Source organism: Nostoc foliaceum FACHB-393 (assembly GCF_014698505.1).
GTDB classification, from domain to species: Bacteria; Cyanobacteriota; Cyanobacteriia; order Cyanobacteriales; family Nostocaceae; genus Nostoc; species Nostoc foliaceum_A.
In genome coordinates, this window is the sequence record NZ_JACJTD010000006.1 from 166,740 (window position 1) to 188,404 (window position 21,665).

Annotated in this window: 19 protein-coding genes and 1 pseudogene; 7 read left to right on the forward strand and 13 right to left on the reverse strand. The window is 41.7% G+C overall.

The genetic code is table 11. The features are described from left to right. Positions 1-30: 30 nt before the first annotated feature. Complete coding sequence (locus H6G92_RS08015; protein ID WP_190892606.1) at positions 31-951, forward strand: alpha/beta fold hydrolase; 921 nt, start codon at positions 31-33, stop codon at positions 949-951. A 231-nt stretch (positions 952-1,182) separates the two neighbouring features. Here the strand turns inward: H6G92_RS08015 and H6G92_RS08020 are convergent, their stop codons facing one another. Continuing rightward, positions 1,183-2,166, reverse strand: a complete 984-nt coding sequence (locus tag H6G92_RS08020) for a GntR family transcriptional regulator (protein ID WP_190892609.1) — start codon at positions 2,164-2,166, stop codon at positions 1,183-1,185. A gap of 285 nt (positions 2,167-2,451) precedes the next feature. On the opposite strand from H6G92_RS08020, the gene H6G92_RS08025 reads away from it, so the two are divergent. Beyond that, complete coding sequence (locus H6G92_RS08025; RefSeq protein ID WP_190892611.1) at positions 2,452-3,192, forward strand: dienelactone hydrolase family protein; 741 nt, start codon at positions 2,452-2,454, stop codon at positions 3,190-3,192. Between the two features lie 115 nt (positions 3,193-3,307). Then, positions 3,308-4,210, forward strand: coding sequence for a S1 RNA-binding domain-containing protein (locus tag H6G92_RS08030; protein WP_190892613.1), 903 nt, complete (start codon positions 3,308-3,310; stop codon positions 4,208-4,210). A gap of 453 nt (positions 4,211-4,663) precedes the next feature. Here H6G92_RS08030 and H6G92_RS08035 read toward each other — a convergent pair whose 3' ends face one another. Continuing rightward, complete coding sequence (locus H6G92_RS08035; protein WP_190892615.1) at positions 4,664-5,587, reverse strand: GUN4 domain-containing protein; 924 nt, start codon at positions 5,585-5,587, stop codon at positions 4,664-4,666. A 68-nt stretch (positions 5,588-5,655) separates the two neighbouring features. Continuing rightward, complete coding sequence (locus tag H6G92_RS08040) at positions 5,656-5,892, reverse strand: hypothetical protein (protein ID WP_190892617.1); 237 nt, start codon at positions 5,890-5,892, stop codon at positions 5,656-5,658. Positions 5,893-6,409: 517 nt separating this feature from the next. On the opposite strand from H6G92_RS08040, the gene H6G92_RS08045 reads away from it, so the two are divergent. After that, on the forward strand, positions 6,410-7,285 hold the full coding sequence (locus tag H6G92_RS08045) for an SDR family oxidoreductase (RefSeq protein WP_190892620.1): 876 nt from the start codon (positions 6,410-6,412) through the stop codon (positions 7,283-7,285). Between the two features lie 109 nt (positions 7,286-7,394). Then, positions 7,395-8,891, forward strand: a complete 1,497-nt coding sequence (locus H6G92_RS08050; RefSeq protein ID WP_190892622.1) for an HlyD family efflux transporter periplasmic adaptor subunit — start codon at positions 7,395-7,397, stop codon at positions 8,889-8,891. 216 nt (positions 8,892-9,107) lie between these two features. On the opposite strand, the gene H6G92_RS08055 is transcribed toward H6G92_RS08050, so the two are convergent. From H6G92_RS08055 to H6G92_RS08075, 5 genes are all read right to left on the reverse strand, one after another. After that, entirely contained in the window at positions 9,108-10,880 is a 1,773-nt protein-coding gene (locus H6G92_RS08055) for a S8 family peptidase (RefSeq protein WP_190892624.1), read from the reverse strand. Between the two features lie 444 nt (positions 10,881-11,324). Continuing rightward, complete coding sequence (locus H6G92_RS08060) at positions 11,325-11,615, reverse strand: hypothetical protein (RefSeq protein ID WP_190892626.1); 291 nt, start codon at positions 11,613-11,615, stop codon at positions 11,325-11,327. A 152-nt stretch (positions 11,616-11,767) separates the two neighbouring features. Next, positions 11,768-14,470 (reverse strand): type I secretion system permease/ATPase, encoded by a 2,703-nt coding sequence (locus H6G92_RS08065; protein WP_190892628.1) that lies wholly within the window; start codon positions 14,468-14,470, stop codon positions 11,768-11,770. Next, a complete protein-coding gene (locus H6G92_RS08070) occupies positions 14,419-15,201 on the reverse strand; it encodes a peptidylprolyl isomerase (RefSeq protein ID WP_190892642.1) in 783 nt (260 codons plus the stop codon). The genes H6G92_RS08065 and H6G92_RS08070 overlap by 52 nt, the downstream gene beginning before the upstream one ends. A gap of 369 nt (positions 15,202-15,570) precedes the next feature. Continuing rightward, a complete protein-coding gene (locus H6G92_RS08075) occupies positions 15,571-16,368 on the reverse strand; it encodes a TIGR00297 family protein (RefSeq protein WP_190892643.1) in 798 nt (265 codons plus the stop codon). Positions 16,369-16,907: 539 nt separating this feature from the next. On the opposite strand from H6G92_RS08075, the gene H6G92_RS08080 reads away from it, so the two are divergent. Then, positions 16,908-17,339, forward strand: a complete 432-nt coding sequence (locus tag H6G92_RS08080) for a VOC family protein (RefSeq protein ID WP_190892645.1) — start codon at positions 16,908-16,910, stop codon at positions 17,337-17,339. Between the two features lie 52 nt (positions 17,340-17,391). Here the strand turns inward: H6G92_RS08080 and H6G92_RS08085 are convergent, their stop codons facing one another. Then, complete coding sequence (locus tag H6G92_RS08085) at positions 17,392-18,030, reverse strand: esterase/lipase family protein (protein ID WP_190892647.1); 639 nt, start codon at positions 18,028-18,030, stop codon at positions 17,392-17,394. Positions 18,031-18,535: 505 nt separating this feature from the next. Between H6G92_RS08085 and H6G92_RS08090 the strand changes: the two genes are divergently transcribed. After that, positions 18,536-19,048: a hypothetical protein gene (locus H6G92_RS08090; RefSeq protein ID WP_190892649.1), complete on the forward strand. Its 513-nt coding sequence runs from the start codon at positions 18,536-18,538 to the stop codon at positions 19,046-19,048. 54 nt (positions 19,049-19,102) lie between these two features. Here H6G92_RS08090 and H6G92_RS41075 read toward each other — a convergent pair. The 4 genes and pseudogenes from H6G92_RS41075 to H6G92_RS08110 form a co-directional block, all read right to left on the reverse strand. Beyond that, positions 19,103-19,297, reverse strand: a pseudogene (locus H6G92_RS41075) (after-VIT domain-containing protein); the annotation flags it as partial. Positions 19,298-19,309: 12 nt separating this feature from the next. Then, positions 19,310-19,690 (reverse strand): hypothetical protein, encoded by a 381-nt coding sequence (locus H6G92_RS08100; RefSeq protein WP_190892651.1) that lies wholly within the window; start codon positions 19,688-19,690, stop codon positions 19,310-19,312. 73 nt (positions 19,691-19,763) lie between these two features. Further along, positions 19,764-20,828 (reverse strand): tetratricopeptide repeat protein, encoded by a 1,065-nt coding sequence (locus tag H6G92_RS08105; RefSeq protein ID WP_190892712.1) that lies wholly within the window; start codon positions 20,826-20,828, stop codon positions 19,764-19,766. A gap of 64 nt (positions 20,829-20,892) precedes the next feature. Further along, positions 20,893-21,600 (reverse strand): 16S rRNA (uracil(1498)-N(3))-methyltransferase, encoded by a 708-nt coding sequence (locus H6G92_RS08110; RefSeq protein ID WP_190892653.1) that lies wholly within the window; start codon positions 21,598-21,600, stop codon positions 20,893-20,895. Positions 21,601-21,665 lie beyond the last annotated feature (65 nt).

Here is a 21,665-nt window from a genome sequence, read left to right on the forward strand (position 1 = left end):
TAATGACAACTGATAAAGGACTAATGACTAATGCCTTATATTAATGTTCGTGGCGTTGAGCATTACTACGAATGGGTGAAAAAACCATCTGGTTCTTTGGTAAAACCAGTGATGGTTTTCATTCACGGTTGGGCTGGTTCAGCTAGGTATTGGCAAAATACTGCTAATGCTTTATCAGAGCAATTTGACTGTTTACTCTACGATATGCGGGGATTTGGCCGTTCTGGTGGGAAGCCAACCATAGCTCTAGCAAGTGAGGATGTTGCCGAATCTGAGTCACCCCAGGATGAATCACAGGCAATCAAAGAGTTAACTTATGAATTAGAGGAATACGCTGATGATTTGGCAGCTTTGTTAGATGGCTTGCATCTTCAGCGTGTATACATCCATGCTCATTCAATGGGCGCGTCTGTTGCTACTTTATTTTTTAACCGCTACCCCCAACGAGTAGAACGAGGAATTTTAACTTGTAGCGGCGTTTTTGAGTACGACGAAAAATCCTTTAGTGCCTTTCATAAATTTGGAGGCTATGTAGTTAAATTCCGTCCCAAGTGGTTAAGCAAAATTCCATTTGTTGACCGGATGTTTATGGCCAGATTTTTATATAGTTCTATCCCACATTCTGAGCGTAAAGCTTTTTTGCAAGATTTTCTCGAAGCAGATTACGATGCAGCTATAGGGACAATTTTTACTTCAGTTAGTAAGGCTCAAGCTGAAGTGATGCCGCAAGAGTTTGCCAAGCTGACAGTACCGACTCTGCTTATTGCGGGGGAGTATGACAAAATTATTCCAGCCGAGATGGGGCGTCAAGCAGCCGCACTGAGTGACAAGGTGGAATTTGTGATGATTCCCAACACAGCGCATTTCCCAATGTTGGAAGATGCACCAACTTACCTGCGACGGGTACAAGAGTTTTTGCAAATTAATACCCTAGAGCCGCAAGGGAGTTAACTTATTTTTTGGGTATTGCTGATTGAAAGTATGAATTACCCTCATGCAAAGGCGCAAAGAACTGTTCTTTAGTCATATCGAAAAATGTTATTGCAGGTTTGAAAAGGTTGAGAGCTACTTGATTGCTTCTACTAAACCAACATAGAGTTGCATTTCTACAATCATAATCCTGAGTTATTTGTTAGGTGTGTCCGCCTATGCAATTCTTCCCCTCTCTTAATTATCTTTGGATTAACCCAAACCCAGTTCTCGTTTTAGTAAATTAATTGAGTTAGTACCGATATAATTTTCAACCTTAATCAGCTTCGGTGGACGAATAATATCATCATCAGATGCTTGCACGGCTGCTTGCACTGCCGCAAAACTGGCTTGATCACTTATAATCACCTCAGCCCGTTTAACCATTGCCTGAAGTTTATAAGCATCTTTTGGTTGCGAAGTCATCACTAGTAGTTCATCCCCTCGCAAACCGTGGAGGATGACTTCTGCTGCTCGTGCAATCCCGGAACTGAGGCTAACTATGCCTACACAGTTTTCTTTTGGTAGTGTTTTCAATAGACTGAGTTCTTTGCTGTAGTCGTAGATATCCAGAGGTATTACCCGTGCAGCTTTAGGAGCTGCGATCGCTTCCACATTACTGATAAAATACCGACTTGTGACTACTGTCGCAGAGGTAGTTTTATCGAGCACAGCTGTTAATTCTTCCATTGCTACCAACTGGACTGGTATTTTTAGCGATCGCTCTAATTCATACACCATCAACTCACCAGCACCCATATCATAGGATGGAACTGCAACCAATACCCGCGCACTACAACGCAAGCGCCAGTCAATTTCCGCTAAAAATAGCTCTCTGGCTTGATTGAGTGAACATCCTTGAGATAGCAGTTCATCAAGTGCTTGCTGGACAACTTGATATGCATCAGGATGTTGTTTGAGAATTGGTGATTGCAGCCTGCTACCGCCTTCATGACCTTGGGCCCGAACATAAATTCCTGAACCAGCCATACTTTCAACAAATCCGTCTTCCTCCAGTTGACGGTAAACTTTGCTAATGGTGTTCCGGTGTAACCCAGTTTGCATTGCTAATGCCCTTGTGCTTGGCAATTTGTAAGCCGGGGGATATTGCCGAGAAGCGATCGCAAAGCGGATTTGATTAAACAGCTGGGTCGATGCGGGAATTTCGCTGTCTGGCTGAATACGGAATTGAATCATCACCAAACCTCCTGAATACTAAGTGCTGACGAGTGCTGATGAGTGCTGAGTTTTGAGTATTAAGTGTTGCTTTTCTACTCAGCACTTTTAACTCAGCCCTCCTTTAGTGACCAGCTGTATTTGCTACATGTCAAATATTTTATTTACACATGAAGTTTTTCTGGTAGAAATTTTAATGCTTTCACTATTGGTAATTGATAATTTAAATGGAAATAACCTAAGCATACTGGCATAGTTATATCAAATAAACACACGGCTAATGATACAGCACTGGTAAAAATTATTATGACAGAGCAAGCAATAATTACCACAACGGTTAATCTTTTGCAAGATAATATTCAAGTGTCTGCTTATCTGGCAGAGCCAAAAGAACCCGGTTCTTACCCAGGAGTGGTTGTATTACAAGAGATTTTTGGTGTTAATGTTCACATTCGGGATGTTACAGAACGGATTGCCAAACTTGGGTATGTAGCGATCGCACCTGCACTTTTTCAACGGACTGCTCCTGGTTTTGAAACTGGATACACACCCGAAGATATTGAAACGGGCAGAGGCTACGCCATGCAAACTAAAGCCTCAGAGTTATTGAGCGATATTCAATTAGCAATTGACTACCTCAAAAATCTGCCTCAAGTCAAAAAAGATGGCTTTGGCTGTATTGGCTTCTGCTTTGGTGGTCATGTTGCATATATTGCAGCTACCTTACCAGATATTAAAGCTACGGCTTCTTTCTACGGTGCTGGAATTACCAGTCGTACACCAGGGGGTGGCGCTCCTACTGTTACCCGCACCAGAGAAATTCCAGGTACTCTCTATGCCTTCTTTGGCACAGCAGATGCTAGCATCCCACCCGAACAAGTAGATGAGATTGAAGCAGAGTTAGAAAAATATAATATTCCTCATCGTGTGTTCCGCTACGATGGAGCTGATCACGGATTTTTCTGTGACCGTCGTGCCAGTTATAATCCTAAAGCTGCTGCTGATGCTTGGGAGCAAGTCAAACAACTCTTTAGTCAACTGAATTAGTCATTAGTCATTAGTCATTAGCAAAGGACAACTGACAAATGACAAATGACAAGTGACAAATGACAATCTAAACTCCAGTTGCATCACATCAAATAACAATTAATCTTCAAAAGTCATGAATTCCGAATCGAAACTATCTCAAACAGCCAATTCGTCGTTTACAATGGACGATTTTGCCAAAGCGCTAGAAAAACACGACTACCAGTTTCAAAAGGGACAGGTTGTACATGGCAAAGTTTTCCAACTTGACCATGATGGAGCCTATGTCGATATTGGTGGCAAGTCGTCAGCTTTTCTGCCGCGCGATGAGGCTTCTTTGAGAGCAGTTACCGATTTATCAGAAGTGCTGCCATTGCAAGAGGAAATGCAGTTTTTGATTATCCGAGATCAAGATGCAGAAGGTCAAGTCACCCTTTCTCGAAAGCAGTTGGAAATTCAGCACATCTGGGAACGACTGGCCGAAATGCAGGAAAATGCTCAGACTGTGCAAGTAAAGGTTATGGGTGTGAATAAAGGTGGTGTCACCGTCGATATTCTCTCCTTGCGGGGATTTATTCCGCGATCGCACCTGGCAGAGCGTGATAATTTAGAAGCTCTCAAAGGTCAAAATCTGACTGTAGGCTTTTTGGAAATTAATAAAAACACCAACAAACTCATCCTTTCCCAGCGGTTAGCAACTCGTTCTAGCAACTTCAGCTTATTAGAACTAGGTCAACTAGTGGAAGGTAAAGTTACTGGCATTAAACCTTTTGGTGTGTTTGTTGATTTAAATGGTATGGGGGCTTTGCTTCATATCAAGCAGGTAAGCCAAAAATTCATCGACTCTTTAGAAAAGGTATTTAAAGTTGGTCAGCCAATTAAAGCTGTAATTATTGACTTGGATGAGGGTAAAGGGCGGGTTGCTCTTTCTACCAGAGTTTTGGAAAACTTCCCTGGCGAAGTGTTAGAGAATATGGATGAGGTGATGGCTTCGGCTGAGGCGCGGGCTAATAGAGCTAATAATAAAGCTGCTGAATAGTTTTGAGGTGGGCTGCTTGCACAAAGCGTTTAAATCACCGTTTGAAACAATTTTGAATTGTTGATACTCCCCCCTGCATCTACAAAGATATGGGGGATTTTAAATTGGGAAAACTTTTCACAGACTCCTTTCTTGCCTCTGGCGGGAAATGTGGGTAAAACAAGAATTTCAGTCAGCTTTAGATGACTTTCGCTATGAGCCGCAGAATTTATTCTGAGGCGGACGTGTGGGCAATGCCAATATTTTGCAATGATGCAAATACCTGAGTTTAGGATCTTACATTTGAACTCATCACTCGCCATAGGTTAGAAACCTACGGTTAATAGCGAAAGTTCTCTGAAGAGGACTAAATAAGAATTTATCAACCCCCAGTGCCAGGTATCGGATCTCTGAAATATTCATTAACTCGTAGAAAACAACCCTGTTACAAATATTTATAAAAGTCTGAAGTGCTTAAATGTTACACGTTACAAGTCTCGACGCGAGAAAAGAGAATCCAACCCAACTCCCCAATCCAACCCAACCCCAGAAAGGGAGGTGTCCCTCATGTGCTGAAATCTTAAAAGCTACATTTGAGTCAGAAATCCAGTTTCCTTTTACTCTCCATCCTACGTGATTGCCAAATTTATCCCAGGCTACTTCATAATATTTACCGTCAGCCTTCCCACCAACGCTCAGATAAATATTCTTCTGAACGCTAAAGCCAAAGCGCCCATAGCTATATTTTACCCAAAGTTGGTCAATGGTACGTAAGTCAGTACAGGGAAAATTATTGATGGATTCTTCATCAAACCATTTTTCCTTTTCCTTGCTAGATACCTTAAGCATGACGGCTAAAGTTTCCTTATCCGCTTCTTTCCACTTGCCTGCTGCTAGCAAATCTCGCAATCGCGTGTAGTTTATTCCCTTCTCAGAACTGAGGTCATCGGCTTGAATTACTGGCTGTAGCTTTAGTTTTCGTTCTGGCGGTTTTCCAGTAATACCCCAAATTAACTGCTCCATAGCCTCAGTATCTGTCCGAAAGTCAACCCACGTATGACCCCTAAGAAAAATTGGGAGTTTTGGCTGCTGTGGTGTATTCCCAAGCAAAACGGGAATTACGGGACATTTTCTCTCTACAAATTCGTTTAAAAAAGCTCTCATCTCTGTACTTTGCCAGGGGCCAAGTCCACTGCTACCCACAAAAACTGCTGCTGATTTAATATTTTCTATTTGTTCTTCTAGTAAAACCTGCCATGCTAAACCAGGACGAAGTTCCCATTTATCTAGCCAAGGTTTAATTCCTTGTCTTGTTAATTCATGAGCAATTTCTATAACTTCAGGCTTGTCTTTGCTATTGTGGCAAAGGAAGACATCAAACTGATCTTCGTCGCTCATCTATAAGTCTCCTCACATCCACTTCTCTATATCGGCAATAATTTCCAACACATTAAATATAGTTTGATTTATTCTTGCTTGCTTAAGTTAATAGTTAATGCATCGAAAAAATAGATTAAGTCGAATTTAATAAGCAAAATGACATTTGACTTACTCAAAAGCTGTGTTTGCTTTCTCATTTCGGTATTTCCCGCAAGCAAAATGCCATTTGGCTTACTCAAAAGCTGTGTTTGCTTTCTCATTTTGGTGTTTTCCGCAAGCAAAATGACGTTTGACTTACTCAAAAGCTGTGTTTGCTTTCTCATTTTGGTGTTTTCCGCAAGCAATCAAGCATATTGCTTTCTGAATATGCTTGATTGCTGACTCATCCCAGTAATTCACACACTTGTGACGACTATCCCTTTGAGATTACTTTTCTGCTATAGAAGAGATAAATTCACCTACAGATGAGCAAGCAGAACTGATTCGGATAACTTTGGAGGGTAGGAAAATGAGCTATTTTGACCGATACCAGCAAGAGAAACTGCTGAATTTGCACAAGGCTAAGATGTCGCTTGAACAAGCTATTGACTTGTTGAGCTAGTAAAACTAATCCCATTACCCTATCCCCTGCATCTACAAAGATATGGGGGATAATTTTTAGAGATTAAGATAAATAAGGTGTGGTCTATTGGCTGAGTTGGCGTAAGGATATCTTGAGCATGGTTACTAAGTATAAAAATATGCTCATATCTCTGTTTAAGTATTGCTCAATGGATTTTGAGCATATATCGGGCATTTCGACAACTATAAACGCTGAAAGTATTCAATTTAGGTATTTATATGTTTCTAGTAACTGGGGCAACGGGAGGAATTGGTCGCAGAGTTGTGCGACTCCTACGGCAACGAGAACAGTCTGTGCGGGCATTTGTCCGCCTTACCTCGCGCTACAGCGAGTTAGAACACCGGGGTGCAGAAATTTTCATCGGTGATTTGCTGCAAGAAAAAGATATTCAAAAAGCTAGTCAAGGTGTGAAGTATATTATCAGCGCCCACGGTTCTGATAGCGATGCTCTATCTTTAGATTACCGCGCCAATATTGAACTGATTGACCAAGCAAAAGCCAATGGTGTAGAGCATTTTGTCTTCATTTCCGTACTGGGAGCTGATCGCGGGTATGAAGACGCTCCCGTTTTCAAAGCTAAACGAGCAGTAGAACGATATTTGCAAGCTAGTGGCTTGAATTACACAATTTTACGCCCATCTGGATTAGCATCTAACTTGCTGCCACTAGTAGAACGATTTCGGGAAACGGGATTGTATCTGCTGATTGGCGATCGCAAAAACCGTACCTCAATTGTCAGTACCGATGATTTAGCAAGAATAGTGGTGGATTCTGTGACGGTTGAAGGCGCTCGTAACCAGATTTTACCAGTGGGAGGGCCGGAGATTTTATTACGAGAAGATATTCCCCGGATTTTTGGTCGGATCTTCATCAAAGAGCCAGTAATAATTAACTCACCATTATTTATCATTGATGGGTTACAAGGTGCATTGGGTTTATTTAATCCCCAAATCCAAAAAACTTTGGGAACTTATCGCACATTGCTAGCAAATGAATTTTTCTGTACAAAAGATGAAATTGCCAATTTAGAGGTAATTTTTAACTTCCAGTTAGAGACATTAGAAAATTTTTTGCGGCGCTATCTAGCAGTTTGAATTAGGTAATGGGGCATAGAGCATGGGGCATAAACTCAATCTTCAATTTTCAATCCCTAATGCCCAACTCTCAATAATCTAAAATCCAAAATCTAAAATCCAAAATTCTATGAAATCATCCCTAGCTGTAAATGCTGCTCAAGCACGTCAGACAAAAGAGCGATTTGCCCAACCAGAGGAACAACTCACCTATGAATTGGGGAAGGCGGTACAGGAATTGCCACCCCTGTACACTAGATTATTAGCGGGAACGATCAGTGTCATCGTATTTGGAGCGATCGCTTGGGCGTACTTCTCGCAAATAGATGAAGTAGCAACAGCGCCAGGGGAATTAATTGCTTCTACACAGGTAAGACCGGTGACATCCTTGGGTGGAGGGTCAATTGTCGCCGTCAAAGTCCAAGAAGGCGATCGCGTTACTAAAGGTCAAATTCTGATTCAAAAAGATCCAGACTTGCAGAAAACCGATGTTTCCCGCCTAGCTAAATCTACCAGATTGATTCAGGACGATTTGCAACGTTTAGATGCAGAACGTATCGGAGGCAAAACTACTGGGACAAAACTGCAAGATGAACTTTTAAGCTCCCGTCTGCAAGACTTCCAAGCGCGTCAAGCAGGGGCGGAAGCAGAAGCAAATCGCCAAATAGCACTCATCGATCAAGCCAAAGTCCGCTTGAGTCGATTGCAAGATAACTTAGTTAATGCCAAAAGCAGCGTTGCAAATGCTAAAACAAACCTTGTCAACGCAGATAGCATTCGGATCAAAATTGAAAGTAATTTGGCGCTTGCTCAAGAAAGGGAAAAAAGCCTACGTACCCTAATTACTCCTGGCGCTGTACCTCGTGTCGATTACTTGGATGCCCAAGAAAGATTAACTCGTGCAAAGACAGAAATCACTAGAGCACAAGATGAAGTAACCAACGCCCAGAATAAAATCACAGAGGCTCAAGATAAAGTCACATCATTAGAAAAAGATATTGCTGCCCAAGTCCAAGAAATTCGCCAAGCAGAACAAGCTTACAATGCCGCGCGCAGTCAGTCCCAGCGTGTAGCATCAGAACGCCAAAGTGAAATTTTGACCCAGTTCAACAAGCGTAAAGAAGAACTAACAACTGTTCAAGGCCAATTAGAGCAGGCGAGAAAGCAGCAAGCTTTAGAAACGATTGAGGCTCCCGTTGCCGGTACGATTTACAGAGTTAAAGCCACCAAGGGACCAGTTCAATCAGGTGAAGAATTGCTATCAATTTTGCCAGAAGGAGAAGAAATGCTCTTAGAGGTGAAAGTTCTCAACCGCGATATTGGCTTTATTCGTCAAGGAATGAAGGCAAAAGTAAAAATGGCGACTTTCCCCTTCCAGGAATTTGGCACTGTGAATGGCGAAGTTATGCAAGTCAGTCCGAATGCAATTGTTGATAAAGAATTAGGCTTAGTTTTTCCCACCAGAATTAAGCTAAATAAACACTCAGCCAACGTGCGGGGTCAAGAAGTACAATTTACACCAGGGATGGCTGCTACAGGTGAAATAGTCACTCGTAAAAAGTCAATTTTGACATTCATTACTGAGCCTGTAACACGGCGATTCAATGAGGCATTTTCTGTTAGATAGCTTCGTAGCCTCTCCTGCTTTCATAACCACTTCAAAAGTCTACGACGGGCTACGCCTACGCATCCCACAAACTATACCTAAACGTAAGGGTTTAGCATTGCTAAACCCCTACATCCATTCATGATGGACGAGCGCTTTGGTTGATTGTTTGAACAAAACAGTATTGGAATCAACTGCAAATAGCTATATTTTTCAAGCGATACCCAAAAATTTTCTCTACTGATCTATTTGTTTTTGGATTCCCTCTAGTAGTTTCCCAAATTCAAGATTATTCTCATCTTTATTATCATCATCGCTATCGACATTGATTCTGCCCAGGATATTCTCAAAGGTTTGGAATTGCGACCATAATTCTGGATTGACTAATTCGTTATTACCTTTGGCTGGTGTCAGAGATTCTGCTGTTTCTGTAATTACCTTACCGATTAAAGAACCAACATCAGAATTATTAAAACTAGCAATAGTCTCTGGTGTTAGATATCTTGCTGTTTCTGTAATTGCCTTACCGATTAAAGAACCAACATCGGAATTATTAAAACTAGCAATAGTCTCTGGTGTTAGATATCTTGCTGTTTCTGTAATTGCCTTACCGATTAAAGAACCAACATCGGAATTATTAAAACTAGCAATAGTCTCTGGTGTTAGATATCTTGCTGTTTGTGCGTCAATGTGTAGCAGGTTGTCGTTAGACATCGCCTGCCTTACCAGAGAACTGCCATTGGAAATATTAAAACTAGAGATTGTAGTTTGTATATTATTTACTGCTGTGTCTGCAATCACCTGGCTTGCTAGAGAACTGACATCAGAAATATTAAAACTAGAGCTTGTAGTTTGTGTACTATTTCCTGCGGTTTCTGTGACAATCTGACGTACTTGGGCATCAGTCAGGCTGGAGTTAGCACTAAGCATAAGGGCAACTACACCAGCAACGTGGGGGGCTGCCATAGAAGTGCCGTTATAAGTGGCATATTGATTATTTGGAACTGATGAATAGACTTTGACTCCTGGGGCTGTGACATAAGCGATTTCATTCGTCCCAGAGCGGTTAGAGAAGTCGGGCATGTTATTATTTTGATCCACTGCCCCAACAGCAATTCCCGACTTGTATGCATAGCGGGCGGGATAGTCTGGTGATGAGTCACCATCATTACCGGCTGCCATGACAACAATCACTCCTTGGCTGCTGGCATAGTCAATGGCTGACTGTAGAGTACGGTTGGAAGATGTGCCTCCTAAACTGAGGTTAATCACATTAGCTCCATTATCGACAGCGTAGCGAATACCTTTAGATATGGAATTATAGGAACCAGAGCCAGAGTCATTCAAAACTTTAACGGGCATAATCTTGGCATTATATGCAATGCCAGTGACACCGTAGTTATTATTTTCTCCTGCGATCGTGCCGGAAACATGAGTACCGTGACCGTTTTTATCTAGGGTGTTATTGTTCTTCTCAGCAAAGTTCCAGCCATAATTATCATCAATATAGCCATTGCCATCATCATCTATACCGTTACCTGCAATTTCGTTGGCATTCGTCCAAATATTATTTCTTAAATCCTCGTGGTTATAGTCAACCCCAGTATCTACAACAGCAACAACAACACCCTTACCTGTGTATCCCTGTGCCCAAACTTCTGGTGCTTTAACAAGGTCTGCTCCCCAATTATTGCCACCAAGATCAGGAACATCTGCAAAGGTATTTTGACCAGTAGCTCTAGCTACTGCTGCTGCCCCATTAATCAAGCCATAGCCATTGGTGGAGTTATAATTTTCAGTGCTAAAAGCATTAGCAGTAGCGTTACTGGTATTTTCGGAGTCACCGTTATTTAGCAACTGCACATCAGCATCGGTTGAGTTGTAGCTACTACGTCCGCTAAAGTTGAGGCTGTAATCATCCTTCGTATTAAAGCTATCTAATGAGGATATTGAAGTAACATTTAGCTGTTTATTTGACAATATCTTGTTATTAACATCATCAAGGAGCATAAGCTTTTGTTCTCAAAGATAGCAATAGTTTTTTGACAGATTGAAGCGTCAAACCCTTTACACAAAAAGATTTTAAGGTGTGAATAAGCTCCATTGTTAACAATTACTATGTAATCTCATAAGAAAATGCTAACTCTACTACTAAAAAGCATAATTAATAGTGGAATTATTGTTAATAACTTAATTGATACAATCAATCTTAAATTTGTAACAATGTAAGTATAAATTGATGGAATAAAAAATCAATTGTGCTATGTATAGCAATCCTAAATGAGTTACGAACAAAAAGATCCCCAATTTGTTGAATAAGTCGGGGATCTGAACCTCTCAGTGGAGAGCAAATCAAATATTTTACTTTTCAGAAACCACACTTGAGGATTGTTCTATGCCAAGCTATTTCCTGCTGTTGTTGTGACTATCTGACGCACTTGAGCATCAGCGCAACTACACCCGCAAAGTTAGGGCCGCCATAGAAGTGCCTGGAAGAAATTCATATTTATTACCAGGATATGCCGAGTAGATGCCGATGCCAAAATAGTCTTCGTATACTCCAGGAGTCTTCACCTGATAGCTCAGTTGAATGGTTCTACCAACGGATGTTGTGCTGGGTGCTGAGGTATTTTGAACTATCAGGTTTGACTTGAACAGCCGCCGCAGCGATCGTCTTTGAGGTTGCTGGAGACATCGCTTGAGTAGCGTTTTTGTTGCGTTATTGACTCTTGGCAACATAGTCATACGTGTAATTATTGCCGGCGAAAGTGTTGATTACCCCAGCAGTGTAACTACTACGATCGCTGGCTCTAAAACTATTTACACTACTCAAATTGAAGCCAGAGTAATTATTAGTATCATCAAAAATATCAGAAAGCTTTTAGCTATCACATCTACTAAATGTTTGCTTGCTGCCGCTGATATAGTGACCAATACAAACCTTTTTGTTGCAACAACTGTGAGTGAGTACCACGTTCGGCAATCACGCCTTGCTCCAATACCAAAATTAAGTCAGCACGTTTGAGGGGAGCAAAGCGGTGAGCAATCAGGAACACGGTGCGGTTAGCGGAAATTTTTTGTAGGTTTTGCAGTACTTGCTGTTCAGTTTCACTATCCAAAGCACTGGTAGCTTCATCCAAAACTAAAATTGGTGCTTGGGAAAGAAATAATCTTGCGAGGGCAATGCGTTGTCTTTGTCCGCCAGATAAAGCTGTACCGCGTTCACCAACATTGGTTTCGTAACCGTAGGGTAATTGACTGATGAAATCGTGTGCTACTGCTAATCTTGCCGCCTCTACTACTTGCTCTGCGGTAATGTCGGGATTACCGAGAGTGATATTTTCCAAAATAGAACCGTTGAATAAAAAGTCTTCTTGGAGAACTACACTAATTTGTTGCCGCAGTGAGGCTAAATCTGCACTTTTAATATCAAAACCATCAATAAGGATGCGTCCTGATTCAATTTGATAGAGGCGTTGTAATAGCTTAGACAGAGTACTTTTACCAGAACCGCTGCGTCCGACAATGCCAACAAATTGCCCTGGTTCGGCATTGAAAGAGATTCCCCGCAGAATTGCTTCAAAGTTCGGGCGGTAGCGGAAAAAGACTTGCTCGAAGGTGACTTGACCTTTCAAGGGTGGTAAAACTAGACCAGTTCCCAGTTCAGCTTCTGGAGAGACATTGAGAATATCACCAATACGATCTACAGAAAGTAGCACTTGTTGGAGGGTTTGCCACAACTGTACTAGGCGTAAAAGTGGGCCTGTGACTCTGCCAGACAGCATTTGAAATGCAACTAGCTGTCCAACTGTGAGCTTTTGTTCAATGACTAACTTGGCACCAAACCAGAGAATCAGCATGGTGGAAAAATTGGTGAGAAAGTCACCAATATTGCTGCTGATATTGGAGGTAGTAGAAGCTTTAAAACCTGTGCGAATGAAGCGAGCAAATAAGCCTTCCCAGCGATCGCGGGCTACTGGTTCGGCTGCATGGGCTTTAACGGAGTGAATCCCTGTGATTGTCTCTACTAGAAACGATTGACTATCGGCACTCCGGTTAAAAGTTTCGTTGAGCCAGTTACGCAGAATTGGTGTTGCAACTATCGTCAATGTCGCAAACAGCGGTAGTACTGCTAAGGCCACAAAGGTAAGTGGAATATTATAGTAAAACATCAATGCTAGGTACACCACAGCAAAGATGCTATCCAGAATCACAGTTAATGCTGTACCTGTGAGAAACTGACGTATTTGTTCGAGTTCCTGGACTCGTGCTACTGTGTCTCCGACGCGCCGCGATTCAAAATAAGCTAATGGCAGACGCATCAGATGGCGAAATAGCTGTGCTGATAAACTCAAATCTAGACGACGAGCTGTATGGGTAAAGATGAATAGGCGCAGAATGCCAAGTATGGACTCAAATACGGCGACGAAAAGGAGTGCGATCGCCATTACATCGAGAGTCGGCAAACTCTCCTGCACCATCACTTTATCAATGACGACTTGCGTAATTAGAGGTGTTGTTAACCCCAAAAGCTGTAAGGTAAAAGATGCTAACAATACTTCTGTTAGCAATCCCTTATACTTCCAAACTGCTGGGGTAAACCAACTAAGGTTAAATTTTTCTTGCTGGGATATGAGTTCTACTTGCCACAATCGTCCATCCCAAGATGCTTCAACTATTGACTGCGGTAAGGTTTCACAAGTCCTTTCGGGATTTAGAGGGTTAGCGATAATGAGGCGATCGCCCTTCATTCCATAGGCCACTACCCAGGATGGACTCTGGGGTGAGTCAGAATTCCACAGCAGTAAAGCTGGAAATGACAACTGTCGCAACTCACCCCAACTCACTTGTAACCGCCGCAATACTAACCCTAACTTTTCTCCTGCTTCCACAACCTGTTTTGGGCGTTGTCCTCTGAGTTGGCGCTGCACCCATTCAATTTGCACAGAATTTTCTAACTGTTGCGCCACCATTGTTAAACAGGCAGCAGCGGTGTTCCAGCTGGCAACAAACGGATAATTTGAGATGATTAGATTTGCTGCTGGGAGTCCTCTTTGGGGTTGGAGGCTGTGGGGGCTGGAAGTTCCCTCTGAGGCTGGTGCTAGTGAAGGAGTCGAAGAGAAGGAAAATGTCTCCCTTTCTCCCTCGATATTCACTGGTAACACTTGCCAGAACTCCTGAATTTGTGGGTTAGAAAATTCTGCCCACAGTGCTGTATCCCAACACACTACTACTACTTCTTTACTAGCAGCTACAGCTTTAAAATCCGCAGACAGCTTTTGTAAGTCACCAAACCAATCCCCCGTATCTAGGGCGGCTATTGGTTTACCAACGCCCTCTTCTCGTAAGCGAACTTTCCCAGCCACAATTAAGAATTGGTAACCGCCGACATCGTTTGACCAGATTTTTTCTCCAAGACGATACTGACGAGTTTGGCACTCCTTTTCCAATCGGGATTGTTGTTCGGGAGTCAGCCAGCATAACGGTGGCTGATTCCAAGGCAAAGAAGCTAGCACTTTTAATTGTAAAGATTCATTATCCAGAATATTTAACTCACTTGTAATTTGACTGTCAGTTTTTGAATTTTCTCTGCTAGCCATTTCTCAAATAACTCATTTTGTAGTGCTTGCTTCAGTTGAGTATCTTCTAAAGACGCTGGCAAAAATTGTTCTACTCGAAACAAACCATAAGGTATTTCTCCTTGGGGAGAGTCTTTGCCAACGATTTGTATTGGTCCTACCAATTGTCCAGGACTTGCCACATCAATAGCTGCCCGTAATATATCTGGCATACTTCCTCGGCTGACTATTCCCATCATGCCGTTCACAATTCGGTCATCTGAAAGTGAATACTCTTTAGCTAGTTGCTCAAAACTACCTCCTTCTTCAATTTGGGTTTGTAGTTCGTCTGCCAATTCTCGATTATCAACAACAATCCGAGAAAGTACTACCCGATCCAAGAAAATTTTGCGTTCAATAAAATATTCTTGGAGTTTTGCTTGGGTCACTACAGCTTTCAGCTTTTCTAACTTGTAACCAAAAGTAACCGATGTGTGAAAGGTAGCGTAATCTGTGTTATTGGTCTTCAACCATTCTTGAAAGCTTTGGGGGTCAGTCAGTTGATTTTTCAGCCTAAAGTCAATAATTGCCTGTTCAGTTATTGCTGTACCAATCTCAACATCGTCTCGTGTTCGGATTTCTTCCTCAATTACATACTGGCGAAGAATATCCCCAATGAACTGCCCCAATTTTCCAGAGGCTTGCAGGTACTTTACTGCTTCCTCAATAGAAATTATTTGGTCATTAATTGTCAAAAATGATAAAGATTCCATGAACTAATTATGTGAAAATGGTTAAACACTTATAGGACTTTTAAAGTAAATCATATAAAAATCATCTGGTCGTTGATGAATAAATATGATAAAGATTCCATGAACTAATTACATCTAAATGGTCAAAAAATTATATAGCTAGTAAATACAATAATTTCCCATGATCAGTTTTACAGTCTGGCGGGGACAAAACAGGATTGAAAATATCAGCGCTAGCGTAGTAGCAAAGCAGATTGCTTATTTTCTCTCAATGCCCAATGAGTCCAGCTACTCATGGGGGAAACTCCCTCGTAGCCTATTCCTTTTGGAGAAGACTGTGCTGGTTACCCAATGCCCCACCTAAACGAGTAATTATTTATTCTCACCGTTCTACTTAATGAAACTTATCCATGTCCAGGCAAGTAACACAGCTGCGATCGCACCGATTAATGTATTAAAAATATTTACTACTTCATTAGTCAGCCAAGTATACTTAGATTGCAGTGTTGCCCCAATCACACTTTCTAAATTAGTGGCAATAAATGCAGCCAGCACACACCAAGCTACTCCCAATAGGTCAATTAAACCAACTCCCCAACCAACAAATGCGATCGCTACAGAAGCCACAATACCAGCTAAAGTTCCTTCCAAGCTTACCGCTCCTTCTGTACCACGAGGCACTGGTTGGAGTGTGGTAATTAAAAAGGTGCTTTTACCATATGCTTTACCAACTTCACTAGCAGTGGTGTCAGCCAGCTTGGTACTAAAACTCGCTACATAGCCTAACAATAATAGGGACTGAGGATTGGGGACTATAAATTGGGGACTAAGTACAACAAATCCCGAATTGATTATCCCTACTCCCAAGGCACACAGTGCCCCAGTCAAAGCCGAACCCCAAACATTTTCTGGTCCTCTTGCCCCAGAACGCTTTTCGGCAATTCCTTCTGCCTCCTTCTGCGCCATACCGATGCGAGTAACGCCAGAACCAACCAGAAAATAGAACATTACGACTGCATATCCTTGCCAGCCTAGAGTTACCCAAATTAGGATGGCCAAAAACCAAGCGTGGAATAATCCAGCAGGGGTAAGTAGCTTTTTCGGAGCAATCCAAGCTAAACCCAATAGAATTGTGTTTAATACTACCCCCACCAACCAGGGATTCACAGAATTAATTAAGGATGACATCAGCAATTAATCATGAGTAATTTTGTTTGAATATCAACAGAATAACGAATTTGTCATACTTAAAGCTTAATTTATGAAATCTCTCCACCTAAAGTCATATGTTTGTATTGTTAAACTCAATAGCGTAGGCATCGCCCTGAAAGTTGAATGTAAAACGACAAACAATGTTTTAGATATACACTGCAATATTGACTAAAGAACGTGGATTAAACTAAATGCAAAGCTTTTACTTATTTGGGTGGACTATTCGAGCGCGTAACGCATCCAAAGCACTTTCATCGGATGCGTTAAGTTCCCAACACACCCTATGAAAGTTGTAGGTTATTAAATCTTACGTTCCTAAGCGTGTGGCAATACAAACCTAAATTAGTATAGCCCCAGGGTGTAACATCTGAAGTGGTACTCAGTCACCAATCTTAGCCATAAGGATAAACAATATAAGTTAATGTCAATTAAAACTGTGTTCAAGTTAACCACAATCAAGACTTAACAGCATAAATTGTAGATACCATGAACTACTAGTCTTTTCCACACAAGCTATGAGCCAAACCTTATTCCATCTTGCTTTCCCTGTGACTGACATTGCCCAAACAAAAGCATATTACGTGGATGGCTTGGGCTGCATTCCTGGTCGTGAAAACCATCATGCCCTGATTCTTAATCTCTACGGGCATCAATTAGTGGCTCACATCACCAAAGAACCCTTGACACCACAAAAAACTATCTATCCCAGACACTTTGGGCTAATTTTTACCCAAGAACGTGACTGGCAAGACTTACTAAAAAGGGCACAACAACAACAGCTACTTTTTCGTGAAGAAACCAAAAATCGCTTTGTTGGTTCTCCTCTTGAGCATCGCACTTTCTTTTTAGAAGATCCCTTTTTTAACCTAATGGAGTTCAAGTATTATCGTTACCCAGAGGCGATTTTTGGGAGTTACGAACATACACAAATTGGGGATAGGATTTAAGAAATTCGTAATTCGTAATTTAAAGATGAATAAATCCAGTATGGCAAGCATTCTAGCTACTGACTGGATTTTTATTCAGCAAGGGTAGCTTAATACCCTTTGCTAAAGCTGCTTTCACTACTGCTAAACTTCTAGAGTCTGTCAGCATCCAAGGGTGTAAAGCAACTGGTACTATGACTTCGCTTCCTACGGGCATTTGTGAACTATTTGCTGGGACAATCATCAAATCATAAGGTGTCCAGATAGATGTAAAATCTAGCTGCCCCAATATTACAGCATCAGAATTTAAATCTTTGAGAAAAATACTGTCAGGGCGCATTTGTATGCAACCAGGACGCAAGGAACCATAAGCAACCACGGTTCCATGATGAGGGGAAGAGATCGTGATAAACCGCTGAACGCGGTTAATTCCTCCCAGTCGCTGGACATAGTAACGGCTGACAATTCCTCCCATGCTAAAGCCTACTAAATCTAGCCGTTGTTCTGGCGCAAATGTGGCTGTAACATAATCTGCTACTTGCTTTGCCAACTCATCAAGACCCACACTACCATTATTAGGTACGAGATCCAGGGAATATACAGACCATCCCTGTAGTCTTAACTGAGCCGCCATCTTATGAAAAACTGCCTCTGTATCGTCAATCCCGTGTATTAACAAAACGGGATTGCGTTGTTGATTTTCAATGTTCATTTACAAAATCTAGCTGAATTAAGGTGTGTATTTCACGTTTGTAGCTACATACTGCTCTACAAACTGAAGCTATTCTTTTTCGGATTCTTTATAAAGATATCTTTGCAAAACCGAAATACTTCTAAAGATAGTACGTATAAAATTTAACTAATTAATCTCATCATCTGCCAATAGGCTATGACACTCCTCCTACTGGTTGAAAGTAAACCGCTTGCTTTTCTCCAAGCAGTAATTTCCAAACAAAGAAATGTTAAATTTTGTAAAGCCGGCTTTCAGAATCTTGCTCTTAGTTACAGTAAAATTTAATAATTAGTTCTCGGTGTATACAGGTTGCAAGTGCTTGCAAAAGAACATTTGCCCTATAGTTTTACTACAATGTTGATTAAGCTACAAGCCTATAAGGTTGTCACCAGAACAGGTGACACAAAGCAGAAAATGTAACATTATATCGTAATTTTTAACGATTACGGTCGAGTTCCAAATATAAAAGGCAGGAGTAATTGTAATGGATTTTATCAAAAAGTTAATTTCGGGTATTCTGGGTTTCATTACCGGACTGTTACCAGGCAAGAAGAAAAGCAACGGCTACTTTTTGGAATTGGACGAAGCCAAAGATGCTGCTAAAGAAGTAGCATCGAACGCTAAGAAAGTAGCAGAGACAGTTGTATCGAATGCTAAAAAAGTAACAGAGACAGTTGTCTCAGAAGCGCCAGAAGCATCCAAGCCGGCTTCATTGAACGGAACAAAAACCGCCGCAACTCAGGCTAAAGCAAAATCAGCTAAAAATCCCAAACCAGCCGATGTTACGCTAGTCCAGACTGCTGAGGGTCTGAAAGTTGAACCTGGGAAAAATGCAAAAGCCGCAGCAGCCAAAGTAATCAAAGAGCAGCCAACTGAAACTACCTTTGCGCCTAAATATCTCGCTCCTTCGGCTACTAGCTCTAATGGTCGTCGTCGTCCAGGGGCAAATATGAGTGTTTACCTAGACATGGCACGTCAGGTTAAAACCCCTGGTTAAGTCTTAGAGGCGCGAAATTTCGCGTCTCTTTTATATCCCTATAGTATTAATGACTTAAGTGTGAATACGCAAGATTAGGACAAGTTTACCAGCTGTAGATGGGGGAACTCTCCAAAGTAGGAGCGATCGCTTAATTTTCTCCACTACAACTGCATCTTTTAGAGTAGAGGCTTTATCATCTAAAACTACCCCATCTACCCGACCTTTTTTGACGCTAAACTCAAAGACGATTTCACCAGTAAAGCCGGAAGGTAAGTTTAGTTATTGAAGGTGTTGGGTTAGATCAGCAATTTCTGCGTCATCCAAGCCTGTGACACTGATTACTTCTAACTGATGGTTGATTGCTGGGTCTGATATTTCATCTTGTTCCATGTCTTGGGAATCAAAGCTCTTAAAGCTAAAAGAGATATCGCCTTCTTTCGCTACTGGAGATTTTAGCGATCGCTTTTCCCTTCTATAGTCTGGAGCTTCTGCTGAGGATGGTGCTGATGGCATTGAGAATGATATTTTAGGCGCAAAACCACCAGCCGGAGCGTTGCCAAACACTCCTAGGTAACTAACTGCTTCAGGCATTTCCACTGGCACTTGCATAGATAGATATTCGCTTCCTGGTTCAACCCGCACGTCATCGCTGACAGCCACAAAAGCGGTGTATTGAGAAAGCAGCTGATAAGTTAAGGCTATTTCTGTAACTGCTTCTGTGCCAGCTTACGAATTATTTAACAAACACCAGTCCACTATATAAATGAAAAGCTGAGTCCCAATTAGTCTGTTCCCTACGCAACAAATGAATGTGAGACTTGATATGACCCAGCATTTCTGTTTGATCTAGTGTTGTATCTGCAAAGGATGTGAAATCTGACCAAATTTTGACTTGAGGTAGTTGCTGGTCAATCCAACTCGATAAACTATTCCAATTAATTCTGATTGTATTTTGGCTAGCTTGAGGAATGATTTCTAAACCTTGCTGAAATTCATAGCCGTTATCATCAAATCGGAGAATGCAACGTCTACCAGGTAGGTGTAAATCACAAAACTGGGCATAGTCTTGTGTTTGAGTTTTCCATTCCAGTTTCCGGTGGGCATCAACATCTATAACTTGTTCAAAAATGGGCAACAGTCCCACTACTCTTGCTGTGACTTCTGACCAGTCAAAAGTGAGAGAACCGAGTTGATTGGTGTCATTACGGCAAACAACAGTAGCTTGTGGAGTAGATTCTTGGAAATATTTGACTTGATAAACTTGAATTTGTTGAATTTGAGGTATTGTTGCCCAAAAGCAAGGAATACCAGCCTGCTGTAACTGTTTGCCGTAAAATTTTATTTCTCCCACTTGGCCAGTACGGTACAACCTCCAGCCACGACTTGGCAGTAATAGCCTTGCAGTATAAGGGTCTAGCTGCATAATTTGGGCGAATTTTCGAGATGCTTCTGTTTTCATCTCGTTACCGAGTGGTTCTAAGACTAGTACGCCAAGTTCGGTGTTATTAGGTTGAGATTTTGCTTGGGAAATGGCTCTTTGTCTTTCTTCAAGCTCCATTTCTTGTAGTCGTTGTAAACCTTGGCGTGCTAGCGTAACTATTTTGGTATTTGTCGTATCTCGCAGCAGTTGCCGATAAATTTTTTCCGCATCCTGACGTTTTCCAGATACTTCATGTAGGCGACCAAGATAAAATTGCACCCAAGGATTGTCTGGTGATTCTTTTTGCAGCTGTTTGAGTAATTTAGCAGCTGTTTGATAATCTTTATGGTCAAAGGCGATCGCAACTTGCTCAATCATCACTTTAAATACACGGTGGAGTGATGTCTCGCGCAAAATTAATTTTGCGTGAGGTATAAATCATTTATACTTCACAAATTGCGGTAATCAAGGATAATGCTACTACTGGGGCTGTAACTGCCCTCAGGATGCGGCGACCAAGGGAAACAGGTTCAAATCCAGATGCGATCGCATTCTCAATTTCTTGTGTTGTCCATCCTCCCTCTGGGCCGGTGGCAATGACAATCTCGCCAGAGATGCTATTCAGCACTTTGTTTAAATGGGGATACTCACCACGAGCTTCACAAATGTAACGGTGACTTGTCTGATTAGCGGTGACAGCAGTGTTAAAAGCAACAGGTTCTAAAATTGTTGGTACAAACGAGCGCTCTGATTGTTCGGCAGCTTCCGCAGCGATGCGCCGCCAGCGTTCGAGCTTTTGAGGACTAGGATGAAGCAAAGTGCGATCGCTCAATACGGGTACAATACAAGCTACTCCTAACTCTGTACAACACCGCACCACTTCATCAAATCCATTGCCTTTAGGTAACGCCACCATCAACGTAATTGCTACAGGTAATTCTGTTTCCACTAAAAGTGATTCTAAAACCTGTGCTTGTTCCCCTGCTAGCTGCGCTAACCACCATTTTCCCTTACCATCCATTGCAATAAAGCGATCGCCTTCACGCAAGCGCAACACACGCCCCAAATAATGCTGCTGTTCTTTAGTGATCAAAATTTGCCCTTGTTGGAATTGGGAAGGTGCGATCGCAATTCTTTGCAGTTGAGACATGAGATTTGAGAATTTCAAGAATATAAAATCAAAGATGGACACAGATAAATCCATCTGTGTCCATC

Bases quoted from the DNA above. Each gene is read 5' to 3' on its own strand.
- H6G92_RS08015 (WP_190892606.1), top strand. From the start codon at position 31: ATGCCTTATATTAATGTTCGTGGCGTTGAGCATTACTACGAATGGGTG.
- H6G92_RS08020 (WP_190892609.1), bottom strand. From the start codon at position 2,166: ATGATTCAATTCCGTATTCAGCCAGACAGCGAAATTCCCGCATCGACC.
- H6G92_RS08025 (WP_190892611.1), top strand. From the start codon at position 2,452: ATGACAGAGCAAGCAATAATTACCACAACGGTTAATCTTTTGCAAGAT.
- H6G92_RS08030 (WP_190892613.1), top strand. From the start codon at position 3,308: ATGAATTCCGAATCGAAACTATCTCAAACAGCCAATTCGTCGTTTACA.
- H6G92_RS08035 (WP_190892615.1), bottom strand. From the start codon at position 5,587: ATGAGCGACGAAGATCAGTTTGATGTCTTCCTTTGCCACAATAGCAAA.
- H6G92_RS08040 (WP_190892617.1), bottom strand. From the start codon at position 5,892: ATGAGAAAGCAAACACAGCTTTTGAGTAAGTCAAACGTCATTTTGCTT.
- H6G92_RS08045 (WP_190892620.1), top strand. From the start codon at position 6,410: ATGTTTCTAGTAACTGGGGCAACGGGAGGAATTGGTCGCAGAGTTGTG.
- H6G92_RS08050 (WP_190892622.1), top strand. From the start codon at position 7,395: ATGAAATCATCCCTAGCTGTAAATGCTGCTCAAGCACGTCAGACAAAA.
- H6G92_RS08055 (WP_190892624.1), bottom strand. From the start codon at position 10,880: ATGCTCCTTGATGATGTTAATAACAAGATATTGTCAAATAAACAGCTA.
- H6G92_RS08060 (WP_190892626.1), bottom strand. From the start codon at position 11,615: ATGACTATGTTGCCAAGAGTCAATAACGCAACAAAAACGCTACTCAAG.
- H6G92_RS08065 (WP_190892628.1), bottom strand. From the start codon at position 14,470: ATGGCTAGCAGAGAAAATTCAAAAACTGACAGTCAAATTACAAGTGAG.
- H6G92_RS08070 (WP_190892642.1), bottom strand. From the start codon at position 15,201: ATGGAATCTTTATCATTTTTGACAATTAATGACCAAATAATTTCTATT.
- H6G92_RS08075 (WP_190892643.1), bottom strand. From the start codon at position 16,368: ATGTCATCCTTAATTAATTCTGTGAATCCCTGGTTGGTGGGGGTAGTA.
- H6G92_RS08080 (WP_190892645.1), top strand. From the start codon at position 16,908: ATGAGCCAAACCTTATTCCATCTTGCTTTCCCTGTGACTGACATTGCC.
- H6G92_RS08085 (WP_190892647.1), bottom strand. From the start codon at position 18,030: ATGAACATTGAAAATCAACAACGCAATCCCGTTTTGTTAATACACGGG.
- H6G92_RS08090 (WP_190892649.1), top strand. From the start codon at position 18,536: ATGGATTTTATCAAAAAGTTAATTTCGGGTATTCTGGGTTTCATTACC.
- H6G92_RS08105 (WP_190892712.1), bottom strand. From the start codon at position 20,828: ATGATTGAGCAAGTTGCGATCGCCTTTGACCATAAAGATTATCAAACA.
- H6G92_RS08110 (WP_190892653.1), bottom strand. From the start codon at position 21,600: ATGTCTCAACTGCAAAGAATTGCGATCGCACCTTCCCAATTCCAACAA.